This window comes from Bradyrhizobium sp. USDA 372, from assembly GCF_053629095.1.
Genome location: NZ_JBRJHR010000001.1, coordinates 1844456 through 1864929, shown reverse-complemented (window position 1 = coordinate 1864929; position 20474 = coordinate 1844456). Strand labels below are relative to the sequence as shown.

At 64.0% G+C, this 20474-nt stretch carries 18 protein-coding genes and 1 pseudogene; 7 read left to right on the top strand and 12 right to left on the bottom strand.

Features of this window, described 5'->3' with window-relative positions; all coding sequences use genetic code 11:
* The first annotated feature begins 53 nt into the window (after positions 1–53).
* A pseudogene (locus AB7M16_RS09105) lies at positions 54–1158 on the top strand (hypothetical protein).
* A gap of 38 nt (positions 1159–1196) precedes the next feature.
* Here the strand turns inward: AB7M16_RS09105 and AB7M16_RS09100 are convergent.
* The 6 genes from AB7M16_RS09100 to AB7M16_RS09075 are packed head-to-tail and all read right to left on the bottom strand — an operon-like array spanning position 1197 to position 7112.
* Positions 1197–1721: a nucleoside deaminase gene (locus AB7M16_RS09100; RefSeq protein WP_453943701.1), complete on the bottom strand. Its 525-nt coding sequence runs from the start codon at positions 1719–1721 to the stop codon at positions 1197–1199.
* 11 nt (positions 1722–1732) lie between these two features.
* Positions 1733–3265 carry an ABC transporter ATP-binding protein gene (locus tag AB7M16_RS09095; RefSeq protein WP_453943700.1) on the bottom strand — a complete coding sequence of 511 codons (1533 nt, stop codon included), beginning with the start codon at positions 3263–3265 and terminating at the stop codon, positions 1733–1735.
* Positions 3262–3945 carry a biuret amidohydrolase gene (biuH, locus tag AB7M16_RS09090; RefSeq protein WP_063688390.1) on the bottom strand — a complete coding sequence of 228 codons (684 nt, stop codon included), beginning with the start codon at positions 3943–3945 and terminating at the stop codon, positions 3262–3264. The genes AB7M16_RS09095 and biuH overlap by 4 nt, the downstream gene beginning before the upstream one ends.
* A gap of 17 nt (positions 3946–3962) precedes the next feature.
* Positions 3963–4889 (bottom strand): ABC transporter permease, encoded by a 927-nt coding sequence (locus tag AB7M16_RS09085; RefSeq protein WP_025037674.1) that lies wholly within the window; start codon positions 4887–4889, stop codon positions 3963–3965.
* 1 nt (position 4890) lies between these two features.
* Positions 4891–6003 (bottom strand): ABC transporter permease subunit, encoded by a 1113-nt coding sequence (locus AB7M16_RS09080; RefSeq protein ID WP_439366488.1) that lies wholly within the window; start codon positions 6001–6003, stop codon positions 4891–4893.
* Positions 6000–7112, bottom strand: coding sequence for a BMP family ABC transporter substrate-binding protein (locus AB7M16_RS09075; protein ID WP_453943699.1), 1113 nt, complete (start codon positions 7110–7112; stop codon positions 6000–6002). The genes AB7M16_RS09080 and AB7M16_RS09075 overlap by 4 nt, the downstream gene beginning before the upstream one ends.
* Positions 7113–7510: 398 nt before the next feature.
* Between AB7M16_RS09075 and AB7M16_RS09070 the strand changes: the two genes are divergently transcribed.
* Together AB7M16_RS09070 and AB7M16_RS09065 are read left to right on the top strand one after the other, a co-directional pair.
* Entirely contained in the window at positions 7511–8767 is a 1257-nt protein-coding gene (locus tag AB7M16_RS09070) for an allantoate amidohydrolase (RefSeq protein WP_453947144.1), read from the top strand.
* A 107-nt stretch (positions 8768–8874) separates the two neighbouring features.
* Positions 8875–10248 (top strand): hypothetical protein, encoded by a 1374-nt coding sequence (locus AB7M16_RS09065; protein WP_453943698.1) that lies wholly within the window; start codon positions 8875–8877, stop codon positions 10246–10248.
* A gap of 12 nt (positions 10249–10260) precedes the next feature.
* Here the strand turns inward: AB7M16_RS09065 and AB7M16_RS09060 are convergent, their stop codons facing one another.
* Both AB7M16_RS09060 and AB7M16_RS09055 read right to left on the bottom strand, forming a co-directional pair.
* On the bottom strand, positions 10261–11580 hold the full coding sequence (locus tag AB7M16_RS09060; RefSeq protein WP_453943697.1) for a dicarboxylate/amino acid:cation symporter: 1320 nt from the start codon (positions 11578–11580) through the stop codon (positions 10261–10263).
* An 84-nt stretch (positions 11581–11664) separates the two neighbouring features.
* The gene (locus AB7M16_RS09055) at positions 11665–12678 is read right to left on the bottom strand and encodes a formamidase (protein WP_453943696.1); all 1014 of its coding nucleotides are present in this window, start codon (positions 12676–12678) and stop codon (positions 11665–11667) included.
* A 220-nt stretch (positions 12679–12898) separates the two neighbouring features.
* Between AB7M16_RS09055 and AB7M16_RS09050 the strand changes: the two genes are divergently transcribed.
* The 3 genes from AB7M16_RS09050 to AB7M16_RS09040 are packed head-to-tail and all read left to right on the top strand — an operon-like array spanning position 12899 to position 16835.
* A complete protein-coding gene (locus AB7M16_RS09050) occupies positions 12899–13561 on the top strand; it encodes a TetR/AcrR family transcriptional regulator (RefSeq protein ID WP_453943695.1) in 663 nt (220 codons plus the stop codon).
* A 12-nt stretch (positions 13562–13573) separates the two neighbouring features.
* Positions 13574–15439, top strand: coding sequence for an adenine deaminase (locus AB7M16_RS09045; protein ID WP_453943694.1), 1866 nt, complete (start codon positions 13574–13576; stop codon positions 15437–15439).
* 13 nt (positions 15440–15452) lie between these two features.
* Positions 15453–16835, top strand: coding sequence for an NCS2 family permease (locus AB7M16_RS09040; RefSeq protein WP_453943693.1), 1383 nt, complete (start codon positions 15453–15455; stop codon positions 16833–16835).
* An 8-nt stretch (positions 16836–16843) separates the two neighbouring features.
* Here the strand turns inward: AB7M16_RS09040 and AB7M16_RS09035 are convergent, their stop codons facing one another.
* Positions 16844–17065, bottom strand: coding sequence for a hypothetical protein (locus tag AB7M16_RS09035; protein ID WP_172785506.1), 222 nt, complete (start codon positions 17063–17065; stop codon positions 16844–16846).
* 350 nt (positions 17066–17415) lie between these two features.
* Between AB7M16_RS09035 and AB7M16_RS09030 the strand changes: the two genes are divergently transcribed.
* Positions 17416–17592 (top strand): hypothetical protein, encoded by a 177-nt coding sequence (locus AB7M16_RS09030; RefSeq protein ID WP_172785505.1) that lies wholly within the window; start codon positions 17416–17418, stop codon positions 17590–17592.
* Positions 17593–17611: 19 nt separating this feature from the next.
* On the opposite strand, the gene AB7M16_RS09025 is transcribed toward AB7M16_RS09030, so the two are convergent.
* The 3 genes from AB7M16_RS09025 to AB7M16_RS09015 all read right to left on the bottom strand — a co-directional run bounded on the left by AB7M16_RS09025 (position 17612) and on the right by AB7M16_RS09015 (position 20289).
* A complete protein-coding gene (locus AB7M16_RS09025; RefSeq protein ID WP_212255337.1) occupies positions 17612–18988 on the bottom strand; it encodes a vWA domain-containing protein in 1377 nt (458 codons plus the stop codon).
* 5 nt (positions 18989–18993) lie between these two features.
* On the bottom strand, positions 18994–19941 hold the full coding sequence (locus AB7M16_RS09020) for an AAA family ATPase (RefSeq protein ID WP_036007771.1): 948 nt from the start codon (positions 19939–19941) through the stop codon (positions 18994–18996).
* 147 nt (positions 19942–20088) lie between these two features.
* Positions 20089–20289 carry a hypothetical protein gene (locus AB7M16_RS09015; RefSeq protein ID WP_027545881.1) on the bottom strand — a complete coding sequence of 67 codons (201 nt, stop codon included), beginning with the start codon at positions 20287–20289 and terminating at the stop codon, positions 20089–20091.
* Positions 20290–20474: the final 185 nt, after the last annotated feature.

Below are 20474 nucleotides of genomic sequence, written 5' to 3'. Positions count from 1 at the left end.
TGTCGCACCCAGGGGCGCGCATTTTTGCTTGCCCAAACGAGGGGGTATTCAGGATGTCGTTTCGTTATACGGCAGTGGCAGCAGCGGCGCTGTCACTTGCTACGCTGGCCATCGGTGGCCTGGCTCAGGGCGCGGACCTGCCGGTCAAGGCGGCCAAGAAGGCTCCAGACCTTCCGTTCTTCCTGGTGATCGATAACCGCGTCACGTTCTCATACATCTTCAACGCTGCGCAACCGGGCGCGTGGTCATTCCGGCCAGATGGGTCGATCGACAGCAAGACCACCAAGCAGGTCTATTCGTTCACCCATTTCGACCTCTGGGCGTACGGCACCAACTTCTTCACCATCTCCCTGTTCAAGTCGGATCACAATGATCCGGCGGGGCCGTGCACCAATGCGGGGACAATCTTCGGTGCGCCGGCGACGTGCGCGGGTGCGACCGAAATCTACGGCCTGTTCCGCTCGACCTTCGGCTGGAACGAACTCTTCAACACCAAGGCCTTCAGCGCGGGCCCGCTGCACAACATTTCGTTCGAAGTCGGCATGGATGCCAATACCGAGAACCGGTATTTCGGCGCTGCCAAGCGCGACGTCGTCGGCCGGTCTGCAGTTCGCATTCGACCTGCCCTACAAGGGGTACGTCAATGTCGCGCCGCTGGTCTATTGGGAGTTCGCCAACCACAATTCCTTCAGCCAGTGCGGGCTGTTCGGTCCGGGCGTTCCCGGCGTCACCTGTCTTGCGGACGGCAACACGTCGTTCAAGCCAACCTGGGCCGTCGAGGTCAATTACTACATGGACCTCGGCTTCCTGCCGCCGAACATGCAGTATTTCTCGATCAGCGGCCGCGCCGGCTGGTACGGCAAGAAGGGCACGGACACCGAGCCGCTTCCCTACAGCCCGGCGAACGGCGTCTACAACACCGCGGTGGAGTTGAATTCGGAGCCCATCCGTCTGACCTTCGATGCGTCGAAGGCGGCCTGGGGCGACAAGTACTCGCACTTCGTGGACGTCTGGGTGGCTTACCGCTACTGGCAGAACAAGTTTGGTCTCGATCACAACCTCGCGGTCGGCTGTACCACGCTCGTCGGTGGCGCGAGGGTGAGCACCGGAGCGTGCACCGAGTCCTCGCTCTACTCCGGTATCACCGTGAAGTTCTGATCGCCAGATGCTCTGCAGGTGAAGACGGTGGCGCCGCGTCAAACCTCCGCGGCGTCATCTTCTTTGGCGATGTGCTGCGACTTCGCCCAAACGCCGTCGTGCAGCGCTTCGGCTTCGGCTTCGAGCAGCGGCCCGACGACCTCAGTCGGCCGCTGGCCGCTTGCAAAGACCTCGCGGCATGGCAGGTTGAGGGTCGGATTCTCCGGATGGTTGCCGGTGATGCCGCGAAGGCGATGCTCGCTGAGGCCATAGACGACCCGGCCGATGCCGGCCCAGTAGATCGCGCCCGCACACATCGCGCAGGGTTCGGCTGAGGAATAGAGCGTGGCTTTCGCCAGCACCTCGCGATCGAGCGTGCGGCAGGCCTGGGTGGCTGCGAGGCGTTCGGCGTGCGCGGTGGCGTCGCGATCCGGCATGTAGCCGTTCTCGGTCTCGATCAGCACCTTGCCGTCGGCATCGACGACGATGCAGCCGAACGGGTGGTTGCCATGGGTGAGGGAACGACGGGCGACCGCGAAGGACAGGCGCAGGAAGTGCTCGTCGCGCCCTGATGCGTCGTCCATCGATCCTCCGTTCAGTGCCCTGCCATGTGCCGGCCGACCACGGTGAGATCGGCTTCGCTGGTCCGTGCTTCATACACGAATTCGCCGTGGAACATCACCACCAGCCTATCCGACAGTTCGAGCAGCTCGTCGAGGTCCTCGCTGACGAGCAGGACGGCGGCGCCGCGGTTGCGCGCCGCCATGATCTCGGCGTGGATCTGCGCCACCGCCGCGAAATCGAGGCCGAAGCAGGGGTTGGCGGCGATCAGCACCTCGACGTCGCCGCCTAGCTCGCGGGCCAGCACAGCGCGCTGCACGTTGCCGCCGGACAGTGCCGAGATCGGCGTGTCAGGCGTGCGGGTCTTGATCTTGTATTGCCCGATCTTCTTCCTGGCGTCGCTCCGGAAGGCTCCGCGATTGAGCCACCAGCCGCCGCTGGCAAAGGGTGCGCGGTCGAATTCGCGGAAGGCGATGTTGTCGGCGACGCTCATGCCGCCGACGCAGGCATTCTTCAGCGGCTCCTCGGGCAGGAGAGACATCCTGTGGCGCCGCATCTCCTCGCGGCTTGCGTGATAGGGATCGCCGGCGACGCGAATATCGCCGCTCTCGGCCTCGCGCTGGCCGGCCAGAACCTCGACGAGCTGGCGCTGGCCGTTACCGGAAACGCCGGCGATGCCGACGATCTCCCCGGCGCGAACCGTGAGCGAGACATCGTGCACGGCAACGGCGCCAGCATCGTCCAGGGCGCGGAGCTTTTGCAGCTCCAGCCTGGCCTGACCGGCTTCGCCGGTGCGCGGCGGCTGCACCGTCAGCTCCTCGGCGCCGATCATGGTGCGTGCCATCTCATCCGGCGTCAGCTCGGAAACCTTGCCGGCTCCAGCGAGCTTGCCGCGGCGCAGGATGGTGACTTCGTCGGCGAAGGCCATGACCTCGCGGAACTTGTGCGTGATCATCAGGATGGTCAGCTCGCCCTTCACGACCATGTCGCGGAGCATGCCGAGCACCTCGTCCGCTTCCGCCGGGGTCAGCACCGAGGTCGGCTCGTCCAGGATCAGGAAGCGGCGCTTCAGATAAAGCTGCTTGAGGATCTCGCACTTCTGCCGTTCGCCGGCAGAGATGTCCGAAACTTTCGCGGCAAGCGGCACCTTGAAAGGCATCCGAGCAAGGAATGCCTCCAGCTCTTTCATCTCGTTCGGCCAGTTCACCACGGCCGGCACGTCGTCGCGCGCCAGCACGAGGTTTTCGGCAACCGTCATCGCGGGCACCAGCGTAAAATGCTGATAGACCATGCCGAGGCCGAGGGCATGGGCATCCTTCGGGTTGGCGATCGCCTGCTCGCGGCCGCCGACGAGAATGTCGCCTTCGGTCGCGTGGTAGTAGCCCATGATGCATTTGACGAGGGTGGATTTGCCGGCGCCATTCTCGCCGAGCAGAGCATGGAACGAGCCGGGCCGCACCTTCAGCTCGACATTGTCCAGCGCCAGGAAGTCGCCGAAGCGCATGGTCATGGCGATGGCATCGACGCCGAAGGCGCCCGAGGGCGGAGGCGTTTCGCCGATGATCACGAAATCGCTCCGATGAAGGCATCAGAGGTCGAGACCGCGCCGAACACGCCGCCCTGCATCTTGATCATCTTCAGCGCGTGGTCGTGGTTGCTCTTGTCGGTCGCGCCGCAACAATCGTGCAGCAGGACGCATTCGAAGCCGCGGTCGTTGGCCTCGCGCATGGTGGTGTGGACGCAGACGTCGGTCGTGATCCCGGTCAGCACGATGTTCTCGATGCCGCGGACGCGCAGGATCAGCTCCAGATCGGTGGCGCAGAACGAGCCCTTGCCGGGCTTGTCGATGATCGGCTCGCCGGGCAGTGGCGCCAGCTCCTCGATGATGTCCCAGCCGGGCTCGCCGCGCACCAGGATGCGGCCGCACGGGCCGGGATCGCCGATGCCGGCGCCGATCTGGCGCGAGCGCCAGCGCTTGTTGGCGGGCAGGTCGGAGAGATCGGGGCGGTGGCCCTCGCGGGTATGGATGATGTGGAAGCCTTGGCTGCGCATCGCCGCGAGCAGCCGCTTGATCGGCTCGATCGGCGCCCGCGTCAGCGAGAGGTCATAGCCCATCTTGTCGACATAGCCGCCGACGCCGCAGAAATCGGTCTGCATGTCGATGATGATCAGTGCCGTATTCTCCGGGCGGAGATCACCATTGTAGGGCCAGGCATAGGGCTCGGACTTGATGTAGCGCTCGGGCATGGACGACCTCGTGCGTGTTACCGTGTGATCGAGAGTTCGGCGGGCGCGCCGGTCAGCGTCCGCTTCGGCGAGCAGGTGATGATCATGATCGCCAGCGTCAGGATGTAGGGCGCAGCATTGAAGAGGTGATAGCCGGAGGTGACCCCGACCGATTGCAGCGCCGGACCCAGCGCCGCGGCGCCGCCGAAGGCGAGCGAGGCCCACAGGCAGAGCAGGGGATCCCAGCGCGCGAAGATCACGAGCGCCACGGCGGTGATGCCCTGGCCCGAGGAAAGGCCCTCGTTCCAGCTTCCGGGATAGAACAGCGACAGGAACGAGCCGCCGATGCCGGCGAGGAAACCGCCGACCATGGTGGCGCGCAGGCGGATCAGCAGCACGGAATGGCCCATCGCGCGTGCGGCATCCGAGCTCTCGCCGGCGGTGCGGATGAGCAAGCCCCAGCGCGTGGTGCGGAAGGCCCAATAAAGGATTGGCGCCAGCACCACGCCGATCAGGAACAGCACGTTGATGCGTAGCGCGGCGCGGACTTGCGGGATGTCGCTCCACCAGCCGAAGTCGATGGCGGGCAGCCGCGGCGCTGTCGGCTCGATCAGCGGCTTACCGAGATAGAAGGCAAGGCCGGTGCCGAACAGCATCAAGGCAATACCCACGGCAACATCGTTGACGCGCGGCAGCGAGCAGATGCCGGCATGCAGCGCACCCAGTAGCGCGCCGGTGATGCCGGCGGCCAGCACGCCGAGCCACGGAGAGCCGGTGAGATAGGAGATGCCATAGGCGCTCATCGCGCCCATCACCAGCGTGCCTTCGAGGCCGAGATTGATACGGCCGGAGCGCTCGGTGATGCATTCGCCCAGGCTCACGAACAGGAATGGGGTGGAGACGCGAATGGCGCCGCCAAGCACGGCGAGCGGGACTGTCCAGAGGCCGATCGATCCGTCTGCCATCTCAGGATTTTCCCTTCAGAAATCCGATGCGGCCGTAGAGCGCATCGCTGGCGAGCACGAAAACGAAGATGATGCCCTGCAGCACCAGCACGGACGCATCGGGTAGCCCCAAGCGGCGTTGCAGCAGGCCGCCACTGGCGCTGATGCCGCCGAGCAGGATCGCGACGGGGATGATGGCGAGCGGATTTTGCCGCGCCAGGAAGGCAACGAGGATGCCGGTGAAGCCGTAGCCGGCCGCGAGGTTGGCGTTGGTGCGTCCCTGCACGGCGGCGACCTCGACCATGCCGGCAAGGCCAGCCGCGCCACCGGCAAGGAAGCAGACGGTCAGGATCAGCTTGTCGACGCCGAGGCCGACGATCTTCGCAGCACGGATGTTGCCGCCAGCCACGCGCGCGGCGAAGCCGAACACGGTGTGATAGATCAGGATGTAAGAGGCGATCGCGGCGATCACGCCGAACACAAGGCCCCAATGCACGTCGGTGCCGGGAATGGAGCCGATCATGTTGGCGGCGCCGATCTCGCGGGTGGATGGCTTGTTGAGGCTGGCGGGATCGCGCATCAGCCCTTCGACCAGATGGTTGAGGATCGCGAGCGCGATGTAGACGAGCAGCAGGCTCGAGATGGTCTCGTTGACGCCGCGATACTGCCGCAAGCCGCCTGAGAGCATGATCCACAGTCCGCCGCCGATCACGCCGGCGCAGACCATGGCGATCTGGACGACGAACGGCGGCATGCCCTGAAGCGCGAGTGCGGCGCTGGTTGCCGACAACGCGCCGATCAGCAGCGCGCCTTCGCCACCGATGATGACCATGCCGAGCTGCGCCGGCAGCGCGGTACAGAGCGCGGTGAGGATGAGGGGCGCTGCGCGCGTCAGCGTGTTCTGCCAGGAGAACCAGGTGCCGAACGCGCCGTAATACATGTAGAAATAGAGATCTAACGGGTTCTTGCCGAACATCGCGACGAAGATGCCGAACACCGCGAGCGCGCCGACGAGCGCCGCGCCCGGGATCAGGACATATTCGATCGTGCCGCCGTGGCGTTGGAGGAAACCGGGATCGGCGGCCGGGGCGACTGTCCCGACCGCGTCCGTGGAATCCGCCGCTTCCGTGGTCACGAAGTGGCTCCGAGCACGCCCTCGACGAGGTAGTCCATCTTCTCCAGCTCAGGATCCTTCTGGCCGCGGTCGGTACCGGCGGGGATCACCGTCTTGCCCTTGTTGTCGACCAGCCCACCCTTGAAGATGCCGTAGCCTTCTGCCGACAGGAATTTTGCCTTGGCCTCGTCGGCCGCCTTGCGCGCTTCGGCCGAGACCGCTTCGCCATAGGGCGAGGTCTTGACGATCTCTTCCTTCAGGCCGCCGCGGTAGAAATTCGGGATGCCTTCGCCGGAGGCGATCATCTTGACGAACTTCGGATAGAGCGCTTCCCAGTTCCACTCCGCGCCGGTGAGATAGGCCTTGGGTGCCAGCGCCGACTGGTTGGTGTGATAGCCGCAGACGAAGGCGCCGCGCCGCGCGGCATTCTCGACCATGGTCTTGGGGCCATCGACGTGGCAGGTGAGCACGTCGACGCCCTGATCGATCAAGCTGTTGGTGGCTTCGGCTTCCTTGACCGGCATCGACCAGTCGCCGGTGAAAATCACCTGGGTGGTGGCCTTTGGATTGACGGACTTGGCGCCAAGCGTGAAGGCGTTGATGTTGCGCAGCACTTGAGGGATCGGCTTGGCCGCGACGAAGCCGAGCTTGCCGCTCTTCGACGTCAGGCCGGCGACGATGCCCGAGATGTACTGGGCCTCGTCGATATAGCCGAAATAGCTGCCGGCATTCTTGGGGTCCTTGTCGCTCCAGAGGCCGCCGCAATGCTCGAAGCGGAGCTTCGGGTACTTGTTGGCCATCTTGATCATGTGCGGATTGTAGTACCCGAACGAGGTCGGGAAGAGCAGGGTGGCGCCGTCGAGATTGATCATGGACTCGATCGTCTTCTCGACCGCGTCGGTCTCCGGCACCTTTTCCTCCTCGACCACCTTGAGGCCGGGAATCTTCTTCAGCGCCGCCGCACCCTGCGCGTGGGCCTGATTGTAGCCGTAGTCGTCGCGCGAGCCGACATAGATGAAGCCGATGGTGGTCTCGGCCGCGAAGGCCGGGCGGAGGCCCGCAGCCGCGCCGAGGGTGAGGGCCGCGCCGCCCTGCAACAAATGACGTCGTGAAATCCTGCCATAATCCATTGCTCGCTCCCCTTGGCGGATTGTCCCGCCTTGATCTCGCGGCTGCGCCGGCTTGGCGGAGCCGGGACCAGATGTCGCAAGCTTCGTGCCAGAGGCTATGAAGAGAGCAATTCGTTATAAGTACTTGAAAACAAATGCTAGATAAGGAGAGCGTCGAACTTGGCGAGGAAAGGTGCAGATTAATTTATGGGCAATATCTAAATATTGTATGCAGTGGAGTTAAGCAGTCCGAACCAGCTCGCGCATGTGTATGACCGCCGTTGGACGGTCGGCCGGCAAGGCGCATTCATGCTAACCACGCGCTGACTGGGACGGCGCCGGTGATGTTCGCTGGCACCGAACTTGTATCGATTGCCGCCAGGACCGCCGTGTCCTCAGAAGATGGAAAGCTCGCCGAGATGGGCGCTGGTACCGTTTACGATGCATCGCTCGGCAATGAGATCGCTCGCCGGATCAACGAGCTCGGCGCGATCTCGGAAGACCCCGAAAAACTCACCCGCATCTTTCTCAGCAAGGAGCTGCGCAAGGCCGCTGACCTCATCATGGGTTGGATGCGCGAGGCCGGTATGAGCGCGCATCTGGACGCGATCGGCAATGTCTGCGGACGGTACGAAGGCGAGCGGCCGGGCGCGCCCTGCCTGATGCTCGGCTCACATTACGACACCGTGCGCGATGCCGGCAAATGGGATGGACCGCTGGGTGTGATCACGGCGATCTCTTGCGTCGCCGATCTCAACCGCCGCGGCAAGCGCCTGCCGTTTGCGATCGAGGTGATCGGTTTTGCCGACGAGGAGGGAGTGCGGTTTGCCTCGACCTTGCTCGGCAGCCGTGCGGTGGCCGGCACTTTCGATGAGAGCGTGCTGAATACGCGCGACAGCAATGGCGTGTCGATGCGCGAGGCCCTCGTTCAGTTCGGCCTCGATGCCGACCATATCGGCGCGGCCGCGCGGACGCGGCGCGAGCTGCTTGCCTATCTCGAATTGCACATCGAGCAGGGGCCGGTGCTGGAAGCGCAGAACCTGCCCGTCGGCGTCGTGACCGCGATTGCCGGCGCCACACGCCTTGCGGCGCGGCTCACCGGCATGGCCGGGCATGCCGGCACCGTGCCGATGGCGCTGCGCCGCGACGCGCTCGCCGGCGCGGCCGAATGCGTCGGTGCGATCGAGCAATTCTGCCGCACCGACGAGGGCGGCCTCGTCGGCACCGTCGGCTACATCCAGGCGAGGCCCGGCGCGACCAACGTCATTCCGGGCGAAGTATCCTTCACCATCGACATGCGCGCGCCGACCGATATGCACCGCAAGCGCGCGGTGGCCGATGTCGTCCGCCAGATCGAGGCGATCGCCAAGCGGAGGCAATTGGGACTCCAACTTGACGTGACCCACGAGAACCGCACCGCGCCCTGCGCGCCCTGGCTCAAGCAGCGGATCGCGCTGGCGATCGAAGCCGAAGGCTTCTCCGTGTTCGAGCTGCCGAGCGGGGCAGGGCACGACGGCATGGCGATGATCGACATCGCGGACGTCGGCATGATCTTCGTCCGCTGCCGCGGTGGTATCAGCCATCATCCGGACGAGCATGTCGAGCTTGCCGATGCCGACGCCGGCGCGCGTGTGCTGCTCAGGGTGATCGAGAATTTCAGGCCGCGTACGGCTTAGGCAAGCGTCACGAACCCGCAAGTCACCGGGTAGAGATACGAATCAGTCATGTTTAGAATGGTGGCCATCATCGCGAGGCTCACGAGACAATCAGCCGATTGACGGACATGAACAGCGACATCTCTTTTCCATCACATCGTGAGAACCGGTTCTACCAAGGGATGGCTGCGACCTTCGTCGCCAACGCCCTTCAGGCGGTCAATTTTCTCGGTGATCGATTTCTGAGACAATCGCCCCATTCGTTGTCGGCCATCGAGGACCTCTATCGGCACTCGATGGACAGTGCCTTTTCCGTGACCGAGGCCTTCCTGGTCACGGGCGCGCCGCACGCATCGGCCTATTACCCCCGCGACTTCGCCTGGTTCTATCCTGACGTGCTCGATCCCGAGACGATCATGGACTCGCAGGACGCGGTGCGACGGGTCCGTCTGCTCGAAAAGAGCGTTCGCCTGCTGCTGGAGGCAGTTCGCGCCGACGTCGTGACGACGACCATCGTTCCGGCCGGGCGCGGCCGGTATCTCGGCGTGAACTATTTCTCCCGGCCCTCGGATACGCTGCTCGGCATTCTCGCCGGTCTGCAGCAGATGCTCTCTGCCGAGCAGAGGGCGTCATCCTACCTGGCGATGTCGCAATGCGCGCATGCCGGCCGCTTGCTGCTGGCCGAATATGGCGGAGACCTGAAGCGCGCGATGCTGAAGCTTGCGAGCGAGCTGGAGGCATTCGACGCTGACGGCACCAGATATTTGCTGTGCGACTCCACCGGCCCGCGCTCCGCGGCGACGGATACCCGCGCCGAGCGCCGGCGTTTCGTCACCAATGCCTGCGTCTACACGACCTTCGTGTGGGGCGTGCAGCTCGGAATCGTCGGCGAGAACGAGTTGAAGCGGCTGCTCGGGCGCGACCTCGCGCAGTACAAGAGGGACCTGCTCCGCCTGTTCGGGAAGGACGGCTATATCAGGCATTCCCTGGACGGCCCGGCGAGCTCACCGGCATCGTCGGTCGCATTGGATTTCGTCAGCGTGCATCGCGGCTTCTGGAATATGAGCGAGGCGAGCGAGCGCGCGCTGTTCGCGGCCACGGCGGATCTGATCATCGCCGAACCGCGGTTTCGCATTCCCAGCACATTCCACTTCCTGGTGTCGGCGGATAATCCGCGCAACAAGATCATCCACAAGATAGCGGCGCCCGCCTATCAGGGGCGCTCCTCCTGGCCGACATTCAATGTCGAGTTTGCGGATCGTATGCTCGACTTTGATGAGGCCTCAGGGAGTGCGATCTACCGGGCCTGCGCGCAAGGAATCCTGAAGGACATTCGCACCGCGACCGAGGTCCACGGCGGCTATCAGGAGCTGATCTCGGAGCAGGGTCTGAAGTATCGCACCTGGGCCTATAAGGGCGCCGTGGCCCACTCGTGGTTTCCGCGCTTCCTGTCGGTTTGGAGGAGGGCGTACGGCACGCCACTCCTCCAGTGGAATGACTGATCCCGCGAACCGCTATCCCGCGGTCACGTCGACCACCTCGCCGCCCTCCAGCACCTTGGCTGCCTTGCTGCGGTCGAGATCGCCTTCCCAGGCCGCGACCACGACGGTTGCGACGCAGTTGCCGACGAGGTTGCCGAGCGCGCGGGCCATGCCGATGAACCAGTCGACCGACAGCACCAGCACGAGGCCGATCGCGGGGATGCTCGGCACCGCGTTCAAGGTCGCGGCGAGGATGACGATCGCCGAGCCCGGCACGCCATGTGCGCCCTTCGACGTGATCAAGGACACGCCGAGCACCAGCAGCAGGTCGCCGAACGACAACGGCGTGTTGGTGGCCTGCGCAATGAAGACGACGGCGAGTGTGAGGTAGATCGAGAAGGCGTCGAGGTTGAAGGAATAGCCGGTCGGAATGACGAGACCGACGACGGAATCCTTCACGCCCATGCGCTCCAGCTTCTTCATGATCTGGGGCAGCACCGCGTCCGAGGATGCCGTCGCCAGCACGATGGTCAGCTCCTCGCGCAGGTAGGCGAGGAACTTGAGGATGTTGATGCCGGCGAGCGCCATCACGCCGCCGAGCACACCGAGCACGAAGATGCCGACCGAGGCGTAGAACAGCATCACCAGCGACACGAGCTGCTTCAGCGAGCCGACGCCATATTTGCCGACCGTGTAGGCGACCGCGCCGAGCACGCCGAGCGGCGCAACCCGCACAATGAGCCCCATGACGCGGAACAGCACGGTGGAGGCTGCGTCGATCATGGAGGTGACGAGCGCGCCCTTCTCGCCGCCGACGAGCGCCAGACCGATGCCGAACAGCACCGCGAAGAACAGCACCTGAAGCACGTCGTTACGCGACAGCGCATCGAAGGAGGTGGTCGGAATCACGTTCATCAGGAAGGCACCGATGCCGCCGCCGGAGAGCTTGTGGGCGTTGTCGGCATAAGTGTTGAGCGCCTTGGCATCCAGCGTCGAGGGATCGATGTTCATGCCGTGGCCGGGACCGAAGATGTAGGCGAGCAAGAGGCCGACCACGAGGGCCACCGTCGTCATGATCTCGAAATAGATCAACGCCTTGACGCCGACTCGGCCGACCTTCTTGAGATCGCCGGCGCCGGCAATGCCATGCACGACGACGCAGAACACGATCGGTGCCACGATCATCGAGATCAGCTTCAGGAAGGCATCGCTGAGGATCTTGAGGCTGATGGCGAAGTTCGGAACGGCCATCCCCAGGATGACGCCAAGCACCAGCGCAGCCAAGACCTGGACGAACAGCGAGGTGTAGAGCGGCTTCGGCTCGGCGGCGGGTGCCGCGGCGATGGTCGACATGGTGCACTCCCTTTGACACGTCCTGGACGTCAGAGAGGAGCAACAACCGTGCCAGAATGTCGCGGTTACGCCCGAGAAACCGGGTTATTCCGCCGCCTTCGCAGTCTTGCCGAACATCCGCGTCGGGCCCGGGAAGCCGCACGAGGTGCCGTCGGTGACCTTGACTTGGTCTTCCCACGGCAGTCGGAAGGTGCCGGCGACCATGTCCTGCATGAAGGTGTAGGGGCAGTCCATCGCGCCGCCCTTCACCGCGACATAGCCGCGGTGCCAGAGCTGGTAGATGTTGTTTTCGACGCCCCAGTTGATGCGCGCCTCGCGTACGAGGTCCGGCCGCACCTCTGCGGTGATGATCTCGTCGGCGCGGCCGGTCGTGCCGTGCGCCAGCACGGTGCCGTCGAAATTGACAATCATGCCTTCGCCCATGGAATCGAACGAGCCGTCCGAGCCGCACATGCAGACATTCGCGGTGACCATCAGGTTCTGAAACGAATTGGCCTGGTTGGTGAAGCGCCAGGCGTCGCGGATCGGCGCGGTGTAGCCGGCGGTGCGGATCATGATCTCCGCGCCCTTGTAGGCGCATTCCCGTGCCATCTCCGGGAACATGCCATCATGGCAGATGATCAGCGCGATCTTCGCGCCCTTCGGTCCCTCGATCACGGGAATGCCGATATCGCCGGGCTCCCATGGCTCGACCGGAATCCAGGGATGAAGCTTTCGGTAGTAGAGCTTGATCTCGCCGTGGTCGTCGATGATCAGGCCCGAGTTGTAGGGATTGCCATGCGGGTTGAACTCCATGATGGAGAAGCAGCCCCAGATCCTGTTGTCGACACAGGCCTGCTTGAAGGCCGCGACCTCCGGTCCGTCAAGCCGACACATGATCTCCGGATTGGTGTCCATCGAGAGGCCGTGCAGCGAGTATTCGGGGAAGACCACCAGATCCATGGTGGAGAGATTGCGGCGGGCCTTGCCGACCATCCAGGCGATGCGCTCGGTCTGACTGGCGAGATCGGCGCGGGTGACGACGTTCGGTAGCTGCAACTGAACCAGCCCAATCACGACGCCCTCAGGCGATTTGTTCAGTCCGCCAAGCCCGTTCATGATCAGCTCCCTTGCTACCCGCGCGGCGCCGTTGCGCGCAGTTCTCGGCGGAGCAAATCCGATTTTGGCGATGCGCAAAAGTCCATTTTTCAGGCGGCAGTGACCGTCGTGCTGACGCGGGGTACCAGTTCCCCCGAGCCGGCGGGCGCCTATTCTTGCAGCGCCACGTGCCTCAAGTCTCGGCTTGACCCGCAAAATCGACCGGTGTCAGACTTATGACATGAGTACAGCAGAGCGACATACCGTCAGCATTCGTGACGAATATGCCGAGATGACGCGGCAGCGCATCGTTGCCGCCTTTGTCGCGACGCTCGAGGACGAAGAGGCCGACGACATCTCCATGGCCGCGGTGGCCAAGCGTGCGAAGGTGGCCGAGCGAACCATCTATCGGCACTTCAAGACCCGCGCGGAGCTGTTCGCCGCGGCCGGCGAGTGGATCGAGAACAACGTCTTCAGCTACATTCCCTTCACCTCGCCCGACGAGCTTCCCGAGATCTTCCGCAAGCTGTGCAAGCGGTTCGACCGTCATCCGCATCTGGCGCGCGCCATTGCGATAACGCGGGTGGGGCGCCGGGTGCGTGCAGGCTTCAGACGGCACCTAATTGACCAGCATCGCAAGGCGATGGCGCCGCTCGTGCGCCATCTCCCCGCCAAGGACGTCCGCCAGGCCGAAGCGCTCGCGTCCTACCTCAACAACGTGCTGGCCTGGAACGCGATGCGCGAGGATTTTGGCATGACGAGCTCCGAGATCGCCGACGCGATCGAATGGGCGCTCACGATCCTTTTGAAGGATGTGCGTCAGCGCGATGCCGCTGCTGCGCGCGCCGGCAAGGGGCGCAAACCACCGCGGAAGCGGACCGCGGCTGCGAAAGCACCGGCATAGAGTGAGGCAGCCATGAACGCGATACCCGACGATCTCCTGATCAATGCGCCTGACGAGGTGCGCATTCGCCAGGACCTGGTGCTGACGGCGCTCGGTCGTCGCCCGGCCGATCGTTCGTTGCGGGTCGGCAAATTGCTCGACGTGCACAGCCGCACGTGGAGCGAGGACCAGGAGATCGTCTTCAAGGGCCGGCGGATCGCGTGGGTGGGCCCGGCCGGCAGTTATCCCGGCGAGGTCCGCGAGCGTATGCATCGGCCGGATCTTGCAGCTGTGCCCGGCTTCGGTGAGGTGCACAAGCATATCGAAAGCTCGCATCTGACGCCCGAATGGGAAGCGGCGCTGGTGCTTCCGCACGGCAATACCTGGACCTGCGAGGCGAGCCACGAATTCTCCAACGTCAACGGTGCGCGCAATCTCGAATTCTGGTTCGAGGCACGCCGTCGCGGCTCGCCGCTGAAGATCTTTCCGCAACCCGGCTCGGCTGTGCCGCCGACCGCATATGAGTGGGGCGGCGGCTGGTATGGCCGCGACGAACAGGCGCGCTTCATGAGCGAAAGCCTGATGGTCACCGGCCTCGACGAGGTCATGGACTGGCCGGCGGTGTGGAATCCCGACAACCCATCCTACAAGCGGCTCTGGGGCATGATCGAGGCGACTTTCGCTGCGCGCGGCGTCGTCGAGGGCCACGCGTCGGGCCTGCGGGATCTGCCGTCCATCAACGCCTTTGCCGCGGCCGGGCTCGCGTCCGACCACGAGGTGCAGACGCCCGAGGAAACCTGGGACAAGCTCACGCGCGGTCTCTTTGTCGAGCTGCGCGTCTACGCCATGGACGAGATCGTCAAATGGTTGCTCGCGAAGGGTTTGCAGGACTGGTCGCAGGTTGCGTTCACCACCGATGACCGCAGTGCCAGCCACACGCTCGAACTCGGCGCGAGCGATCATAATGCGCGGGTCGCGATCGAGGCCGGCCTTGCGCCGGAAATCGCGATCCAGTGTCTCACCATCAATCCGGCACGGCACATGCGTCTCACGCCGTTCGTCGGCAGTCTAGCGCCGGGGCGCTTCGGCGATGTCGTGCTGCTGTCCGATGTTGCCAAGCTTACGATCGCCGAAGTGTGGGCCGACGGCGCGCAGGTGTCCGAGGGCATGCGCTATCTCGGCCAAGTGCCCAAGATCGAATGGCCGCAATGGGCGACCAAGACCGTCAATATCAGGCGCACGATCAACCCTGAGGATTTCGAGCTGCGGGCTGAGTCAGGGCGGGCCACGATGAAAGCGGCGGTGATCCGCCCCTTCCATTGGCATCCTGAGTTCTACACGCTCGACCTGCCGGTGCGCGACGGGGCGGTGCAGCGCGACGAGAGCGAGGCCATCACAAAATTTGCCATCGTCGACCGGTTCTCCGGCGACGGGCGCATCGCAAAGATGTTCTGGCGCGGCTGTGGCCCGCGTACGCCGGAGACGGCGCTCGCCTGCTCGGTGGCGCACGACAAGCACAATCTCTGGGTGGTCGGCTCGTCCGACGCGGCGATGGCAAAGGCGGTGAACGCGCTGGTCGAACTTCAAGGCGGATGGGCGCTGGTGCGCGAAGGCGAGCTCGTCGCCACCGTGCGGTTCGAGGTCGGCGGGCTGATGAGCTGCCGCTCGGCGCAAGCGCTCGATGCCGAGATGCAGGCGCTCTACGCAGAAGGGCGCAAGGTCGACTGGATGTACGAGCCGACATTCCGGCCGCGCTGGTATCCGGGATTCCCGGAACGGCTGATGTTTGCAACGCTGACCTGCGCGCCCTGGAACTGGGTGCTGGTAGCGCCGTGCGAGCAGGCACCGCTCGGTTTCATCAACGTGCAGACCGGCGAAGCACACCCGGTGGTCTGGTAGGGGGAGGACAGGGATGAACGAGATGACGAAGCCGCAAGCCGCCTCCGCGCAGCCGGCAGCCGCGAAGCTGCTCGATCGCGTCTTTCGCCTCTCCGAGCGCGGCACGAGCGTCGGGCGCGAGATGATGGCCGGAGCCACCACGTTTGCGGCAATGGCCTATATCATCGCCGTCAACCCCGCGATCATGTCCAACGCCGGAATGGATCGTGCCGATCTCGTCAGCGCCACGGCGCTGGCGGCGATCTTCGGCTCGGTGCTGATGGGGTTGTGGGCCAATCTGCCGCTCGCCGTAGCGCCGGCGATGGGTTCGAACGTCATCTTCACCTATGTCATCGTCAAACAGATGGGCATGCCCTGGCAGGGCGCGCTTGCCATGGTCGCCTTCACCGGCGTGCTATTCCTGATCCTCAGCCTGTCGAAACTGCGGGAGAAGGTCGCGAAGGATGTGCCCGAAGCGCTGAAGATCGGCATCCAGGCGGCGGTCGGGACCCTCATCGTCTTCATTGCGCTGCGAGGCGCGGGATTCGTCGTCCAGAATCCGTCGACCTACATCGCCATGGGATCGTTGCGCAGCCCGCCGGTGCTGCTGACGTTGTTCGGACTCCTGCTCACGCCGGTACTGGTGGCGCGCCGAGTGCCGGCGGCGCTGATCCTGTCGATTGTGTTGCTGACCGCGATCGGCTTCTTCGTTCCAGGCGCCAACGGCAAGATGGTGACGTCGATGCCATCGGCCATCCTGTCGTGGCCGCGCTGGCCTACCAGCACCTTCATGGCCCTCGATATCGGGTATCTCTTCAGCCATTTCGTTGTGGCGCTGCCGCTGCTGTTCTATTTCCTGTGCGCCGAATTCTTTTCGACGCTGGGCACGCTGATCGGCGTGACGGGCGCTGCCAATCTACGGAAGCCCGATGGCTCGATCCCGAACGCCACGGCAGCCTTCGCGACCGACGCGACGGCTTCGATCGTGGGGCCGCTGCTCGGGACGTCAGTCGTCACGGCTTATATCGAATCCATCACCGGTGTGCAGGCCGGCGGTCGCACCGGCCTGACCTCGCTGACCGTTGCGGGATTCTTCTTTCTCGCGCTGTTCTTCTGGCCAATCTTCGTCATCATTCCGCCGCAAGCGACCGCGCCGGCGCTGGTGCTTGTCGGCGTGCTGATGATGCAGGGGCTTGCCCGCATCGACATGACGGATCTCGTCAATGCGGTTCCGATCGTGCTGACGTTGCTGGTGACCGTGCTGACCAACAATCTCATCAACGGAATGGCCCTGGGTACGTTGAGCTACATCGCGCTGGAAGTGTCCGTCGGTCGGCGGTCGCAGATTCCGGCGATGGTGTGGGGGCTTGGCGCCGTGTTCGTCGCTTACGCCATCGTGATCGCACAGATCTTTTGACGTGTGCGTCAGGCCGCGAGGTCCAGCAACCTGCAAGATCCGCGCACCAAAGCCTTTCGCCCGGCCGGTGTCATTGCAGGGACACCGTCATCGACAAAGACAAGGCCGAGTTCGACCAGGCTCTTGACGACATAAGCCTTCGCAAGGCGACCATTCGACACCGGATTGCGAAGCGCCTTCAGTGCTTCCCACTGGTCGGTTGAAAGATCGAACTCGAAATCGTTGCTCATGTTGCCTCAGGCGATCGTCCGGTTCGCGTGCCTCTGTTAGCGGCGCCGCATGAAGACCGTGCGACGACAATAAGTCGGGAATTCGGTCAGCTGTTTAGAACGTCTCTTCACAAATTGCGGCACTTCGTTGCATCACAAAAGTTAAGATCGTTTGCGCACGAATATCGCACGAGCTCCGATCACTAATTGATGATCCGCACTTGATGCTGCGATGCGAGCTCCCGCAGTGCACGGGAAGTATCGTTGTCCCATTCTGCGTCGCGATATGCACAGAAATCATGAGACGCGAGGTTCAGGAGTCTGTTAGGTTGATTTGCGGGCAGTGACTTCACGCGGCAGGAGTGGAGTGCATGAACAGGCTGGTTGAGATACGCAGTCAGGAATTCTTGTGCCGCGAGCGCGCAGCGCTCGATTCGAAGCGCCGGCTGTTCTGGCTGGCGCAGGCAGAAGAATGGGAGCAGCGCGCGCTCGCCGAAATCGCGTATCACTTTCGGGAGTGCAATCAGGCCGAGCTGAACGCCGCCTGACGCTCGCGGCTGCTATTACTTACTGATAAGTCGCCACAATGTCGGACACGGCGCGCTCGAGCTGTTGCGCGGTCGCGCATTGGCGCACGACGCTGCAAAAGGTTGCGTAGCGCGGCATCTCGGAATCGCCAAAGCCCCAGGCGAGCCGACCCTCGGGATTGAGCCAGACCAGCCGCTTCGAGCGCTCGGAGATCCGGCGCAGAATGTCGGCGCGTGGGTCGAGATTGTTGCTGCGGGCATCGCCGAGCACGATCACCGTGGTCTGCGGCGTCAGCGTGCTCATGAACTCCTTCTCGAAATCGACCAGCGAGGAGCCGTAATCTGACGAGCCGAAACCGACTTTGGACATGATCTCGGACATCGCTTCCTCCGGCGACTTCGTCTCCAGGATCTCGCTGACCTCGATCAGGTGCGAAGAGAAGGCGAACGAGCGGACATCGTCGACCACCTCGTGCAGCGAATGGATCAGCAGCAGGAAGAAGTCGGAGACTTGCGCAACGGAGCCCGAGACGTCGCACAGCGCGACGATCTTCGGCCGGTCGCGATGCTTGCGCTTCCACGCCGTGAGGAACGGCACGCCGCCCCAGGCTGCGTTGCGACGGAGCGTGCGACGGACGTCGAGATGGCCACGGCGCTGGCGCTTGCGCGGCTTGGAGTAGCGCTCGCGAAGCCGGCGCGCGATCTGGCGGATGAGAGCGCGCATCTCGGCGACCTGGCGCCGCTCGATGCGGGCGAGCGGTGCGTTGCGCAGGATCTCGTTGCGGAGGTTTTCGGCCTCCTCCCGGGCATAGAGTGCAAGCCCCTGAGAGACCGTATCGCGCACGGCTTCACGTAAAGCATCGAGCGCGGCGCGCAGACGCTCGGCCAGGGCCGGGTTGGTCGCGGTCAGCTGGTCGAGATCGTCGCGCAGGCGCTGGAGGCCCATGGCGTCGAGGATGCGGCTGGAGAATATGCCGCGCTGGGTGGAGTAGCGAATGTCGGATAGGGAGGCCGCGCCAGCTGCGCTGGCGATCGCGGCCGCGATGGCATTGCGATCCTGCGACAGCAGCATCTGAGCGAGCGAGCCCGGTTCCTGCTGCGACGAACCGCCGCCGGCATCGCTGGCCGCGCCGGAAGAGGGCGCTTGATCCTTATCCTGCGAGGCATCCTGATCGGCGCTCTCGGGCTGATCCTGTCGCGGCTCCGGCTGGCTGAAGAACAGGTCAAAGCAGTCGCCGAGCGCGAGCTTCTCGTCCTGCGACTTGGCGAGCGTCAGCAGCAGTGCGTCGCGCAGGATGGTCCGGTCGGAAAAGCCGACCTGCGAGACGGCGCGCATCGCATCGATGCTTTCGGCAGGCGAGACGTGGACGCCGGCGCCGCGCGCCGCCCGAAAGAAGCGATGGAGATTTTCGCGCATCGGCGTCAACCGAAGACGTTGGACCGGGCCGCCTTGGCAATGAAGGTCGTCACCTGCGGCGTCGCGGCCTCGATGTCGGCTTCGTATTTCAGGAGCACGTTGAGCGTGTCCTTGACGATCTCGGTATCGAGTTCGGAAGCCTGGAGCAGCACCAGCACGCGCGCCCAGTCGATGGTCTCGCTGACCGACGGCAGCTTCTTCAGATCCAGCGAGCGGATCTCGTGGATGAAGCCGACCATCTGGCGGCGCAGCGTTTGCGAGATGCCGGGCACGCGGCTTTCGACGATGCGCTCCTCGAGCCGTTGCTCGGGGAAGCCGATATGCAGATGCAGGCAGCGTCGCTTCAGCGCATCGCCCAGGTCGCGTTCGCTGTTGGAGGTGAGGATCACCGTCGGCGGCGTGATCGCCGAGACGGTTCCGAGCTCGGGGATCGTGACCTGGAAATCGGAGAGAATCTCCAGCAGCAGCGATTCGAATTCAGCGTCCGACTTATCGATCTCGTCGATCAGGAGCACGCAGCCGCCCGGCTGCTCAAGCGCCTGGAGCAGCGGCCGCGGCTCGACGAACTCCTTGGAGAAGAACACGTCGCCGAAATCGTGAAGCTGGTCGAGCGCGGCATGCAGCGTCTGCGCGCCGCCGAGGACTTCGCCGAGCTTGTCCTTGAGGATCTGCGTGTAAAGAAGCTGCTTGGCGTATTTCCACTCGTAGAGCGCCTTGGCCTCGTCGAGGCCCTCATAGCATTGCAGGCGGATCATCTTCATGCCGCGCCAGGCGGCGATCGCCTTGGCAAGCTCGGTTTTGCCGACGCCCGCGGGGCCTTCGACCAGGATCGGCTTCTCGATCTGCTGCGACAAATAGACGGCGGTCGCGATCTGCCGGCTCGCGATATAGCCCTGCGCGGCGAGGCCGCTCTCCACTGCCTCGATCGAGGTCGAGGCCTTCTGATCAGCCACGAATGGCGCTCCCAAAGGTCTTGCTTGGGGCTTGTTCTGCCTGCGTTCCCGGCAAAGAACAAGCCTCGTTTGGGAGACATCAGACCCGCGCGAACGGCGATTTTTCCGTTTAGCGCAAATAGTTTGAGCGGTTCGCCGGCGACGCGATCAGTGTCGCAGCAACTCCGGCTTGCGGATCGTCTGTCTGACCTCGGCGCCGCAATCGGCGCATTCATAGACGAAGTCGATCTTGGCAAGGCTCCAATGCGGCTCGACCTCGCGCACATACATCGGCAGGAACCCCATACAGGTAGGGCAATTCACTGGCGCGATTTCGACGTCCTGATGATGCTGAACGTAAGCTGGCATCTCGGCTCTCCTTCGCAGGCGACCATCAAACCCCGCACAAAGGCTACCGCCGGTTGCCCCGGAGCCCTCATCAACTCTTTCGAACGGAGGCGGAACGGCGGGCGTTTGTCGGTCGCTGTGACATTCTTGTTACGGCTTCTATACTGTAACGGGCGGACCAAATGCCTATTTCACAGGCCGATCCG

Excerpts from the sequence above, each read along its gene's own strand:
- AB7M16_RS09100 (WP_453943701.1), bottom strand. The coding sequence starts at position 1,721 with ATGGACGACGCATCAGGGCGCGACGAGCACTTCCTGCGCCTGTCCTTC.
- biuH (WP_063688390.1), bottom strand. The coding sequence starts at position 3,945 with ATGCCCGAGCGCTACATCAAGTCCGAGCCCTATGCCTGGCCCTACAAT.
- AB7M16_RS09085 (WP_025037674.1), bottom strand. The coding sequence starts at position 4,889 with ATGGCAGACGGATCGATCGGCCTCTGGACAGTCCCGCTCGCCGTGCTT.
- AB7M16_RS09075 (WP_453943699.1), bottom strand. The coding sequence starts at position 7,112 with ATGGATTATGGCAGGATTTCACGACGTCATTTGTTGCAGGGCGGCGCG.
- AB7M16_RS09070 (WP_453947144.1), top strand. The coding sequence starts at position 7,511 with ATGGGCGCTGGTACCGTTTACGATGCATCGCTCGGCAATGAGATCGCT.
- AB7M16_RS09065 (WP_453943698.1), top strand. The coding sequence starts at position 8,875 with ATGAACAGCGACATCTCTTTTCCATCACATCGTGAGAACCGGTTCTAC.
- AB7M16_RS09060 (WP_453943697.1), bottom strand. The coding sequence starts at position 11,580 with ATGTCGACCATCGCCGCGGCACCCGCCGCCGAGCCGAAGCCGCTCTAC.
- AB7M16_RS09055 (WP_453943696.1), bottom strand. The coding sequence starts at position 12,678 with ATGAACGGGCTTGGCGGACTGAACAAATCGCCTGAGGGCGTCGTGATT.
- AB7M16_RS09050 (WP_453943695.1), top strand. The coding sequence starts at position 12,899 with ATGAGTACAGCAGAGCGACATACCGTCAGCATTCGTGACGAATATGCC.
- AB7M16_RS09045 (WP_453943694.1), top strand. The coding sequence starts at position 13,574 with ATGAACGCGATACCCGACGATCTCCTGATCAATGCGCCTGACGAGGTG.
- AB7M16_RS09040 (WP_453943693.1), top strand. The coding sequence starts at position 15,453 with ATGAACGAGATGACGAAGCCGCAAGCCGCCTCCGCGCAGCCGGCAGCC.
- AB7M16_RS09035 (WP_172785506.1), bottom strand. The coding sequence starts at position 17,065 with ATGAGCAACGATTTCGAGTTCGATCTTTCAACCGACCAGTGGGAAGCA.
- AB7M16_RS09030 (WP_172785505.1), top strand. The coding sequence starts at position 17,416 with ATGAACAGGCTGGTTGAGATACGCAGTCAGGAATTCTTGTGCCGCGAG.
- AB7M16_RS09025 (WP_212255337.1), bottom strand. The coding sequence starts at position 18,988 with ATGCGCGAAAATCTCCATCGCTTCTTTCGGGCGGCGCGCGGCGCCGGC.
- AB7M16_RS09015 (WP_027545881.1), bottom strand. The coding sequence starts at position 20,289 with ATGCCAGCTTACGTTCAGCATCATCAGGACGTCGAAATCGCGCCAGTG.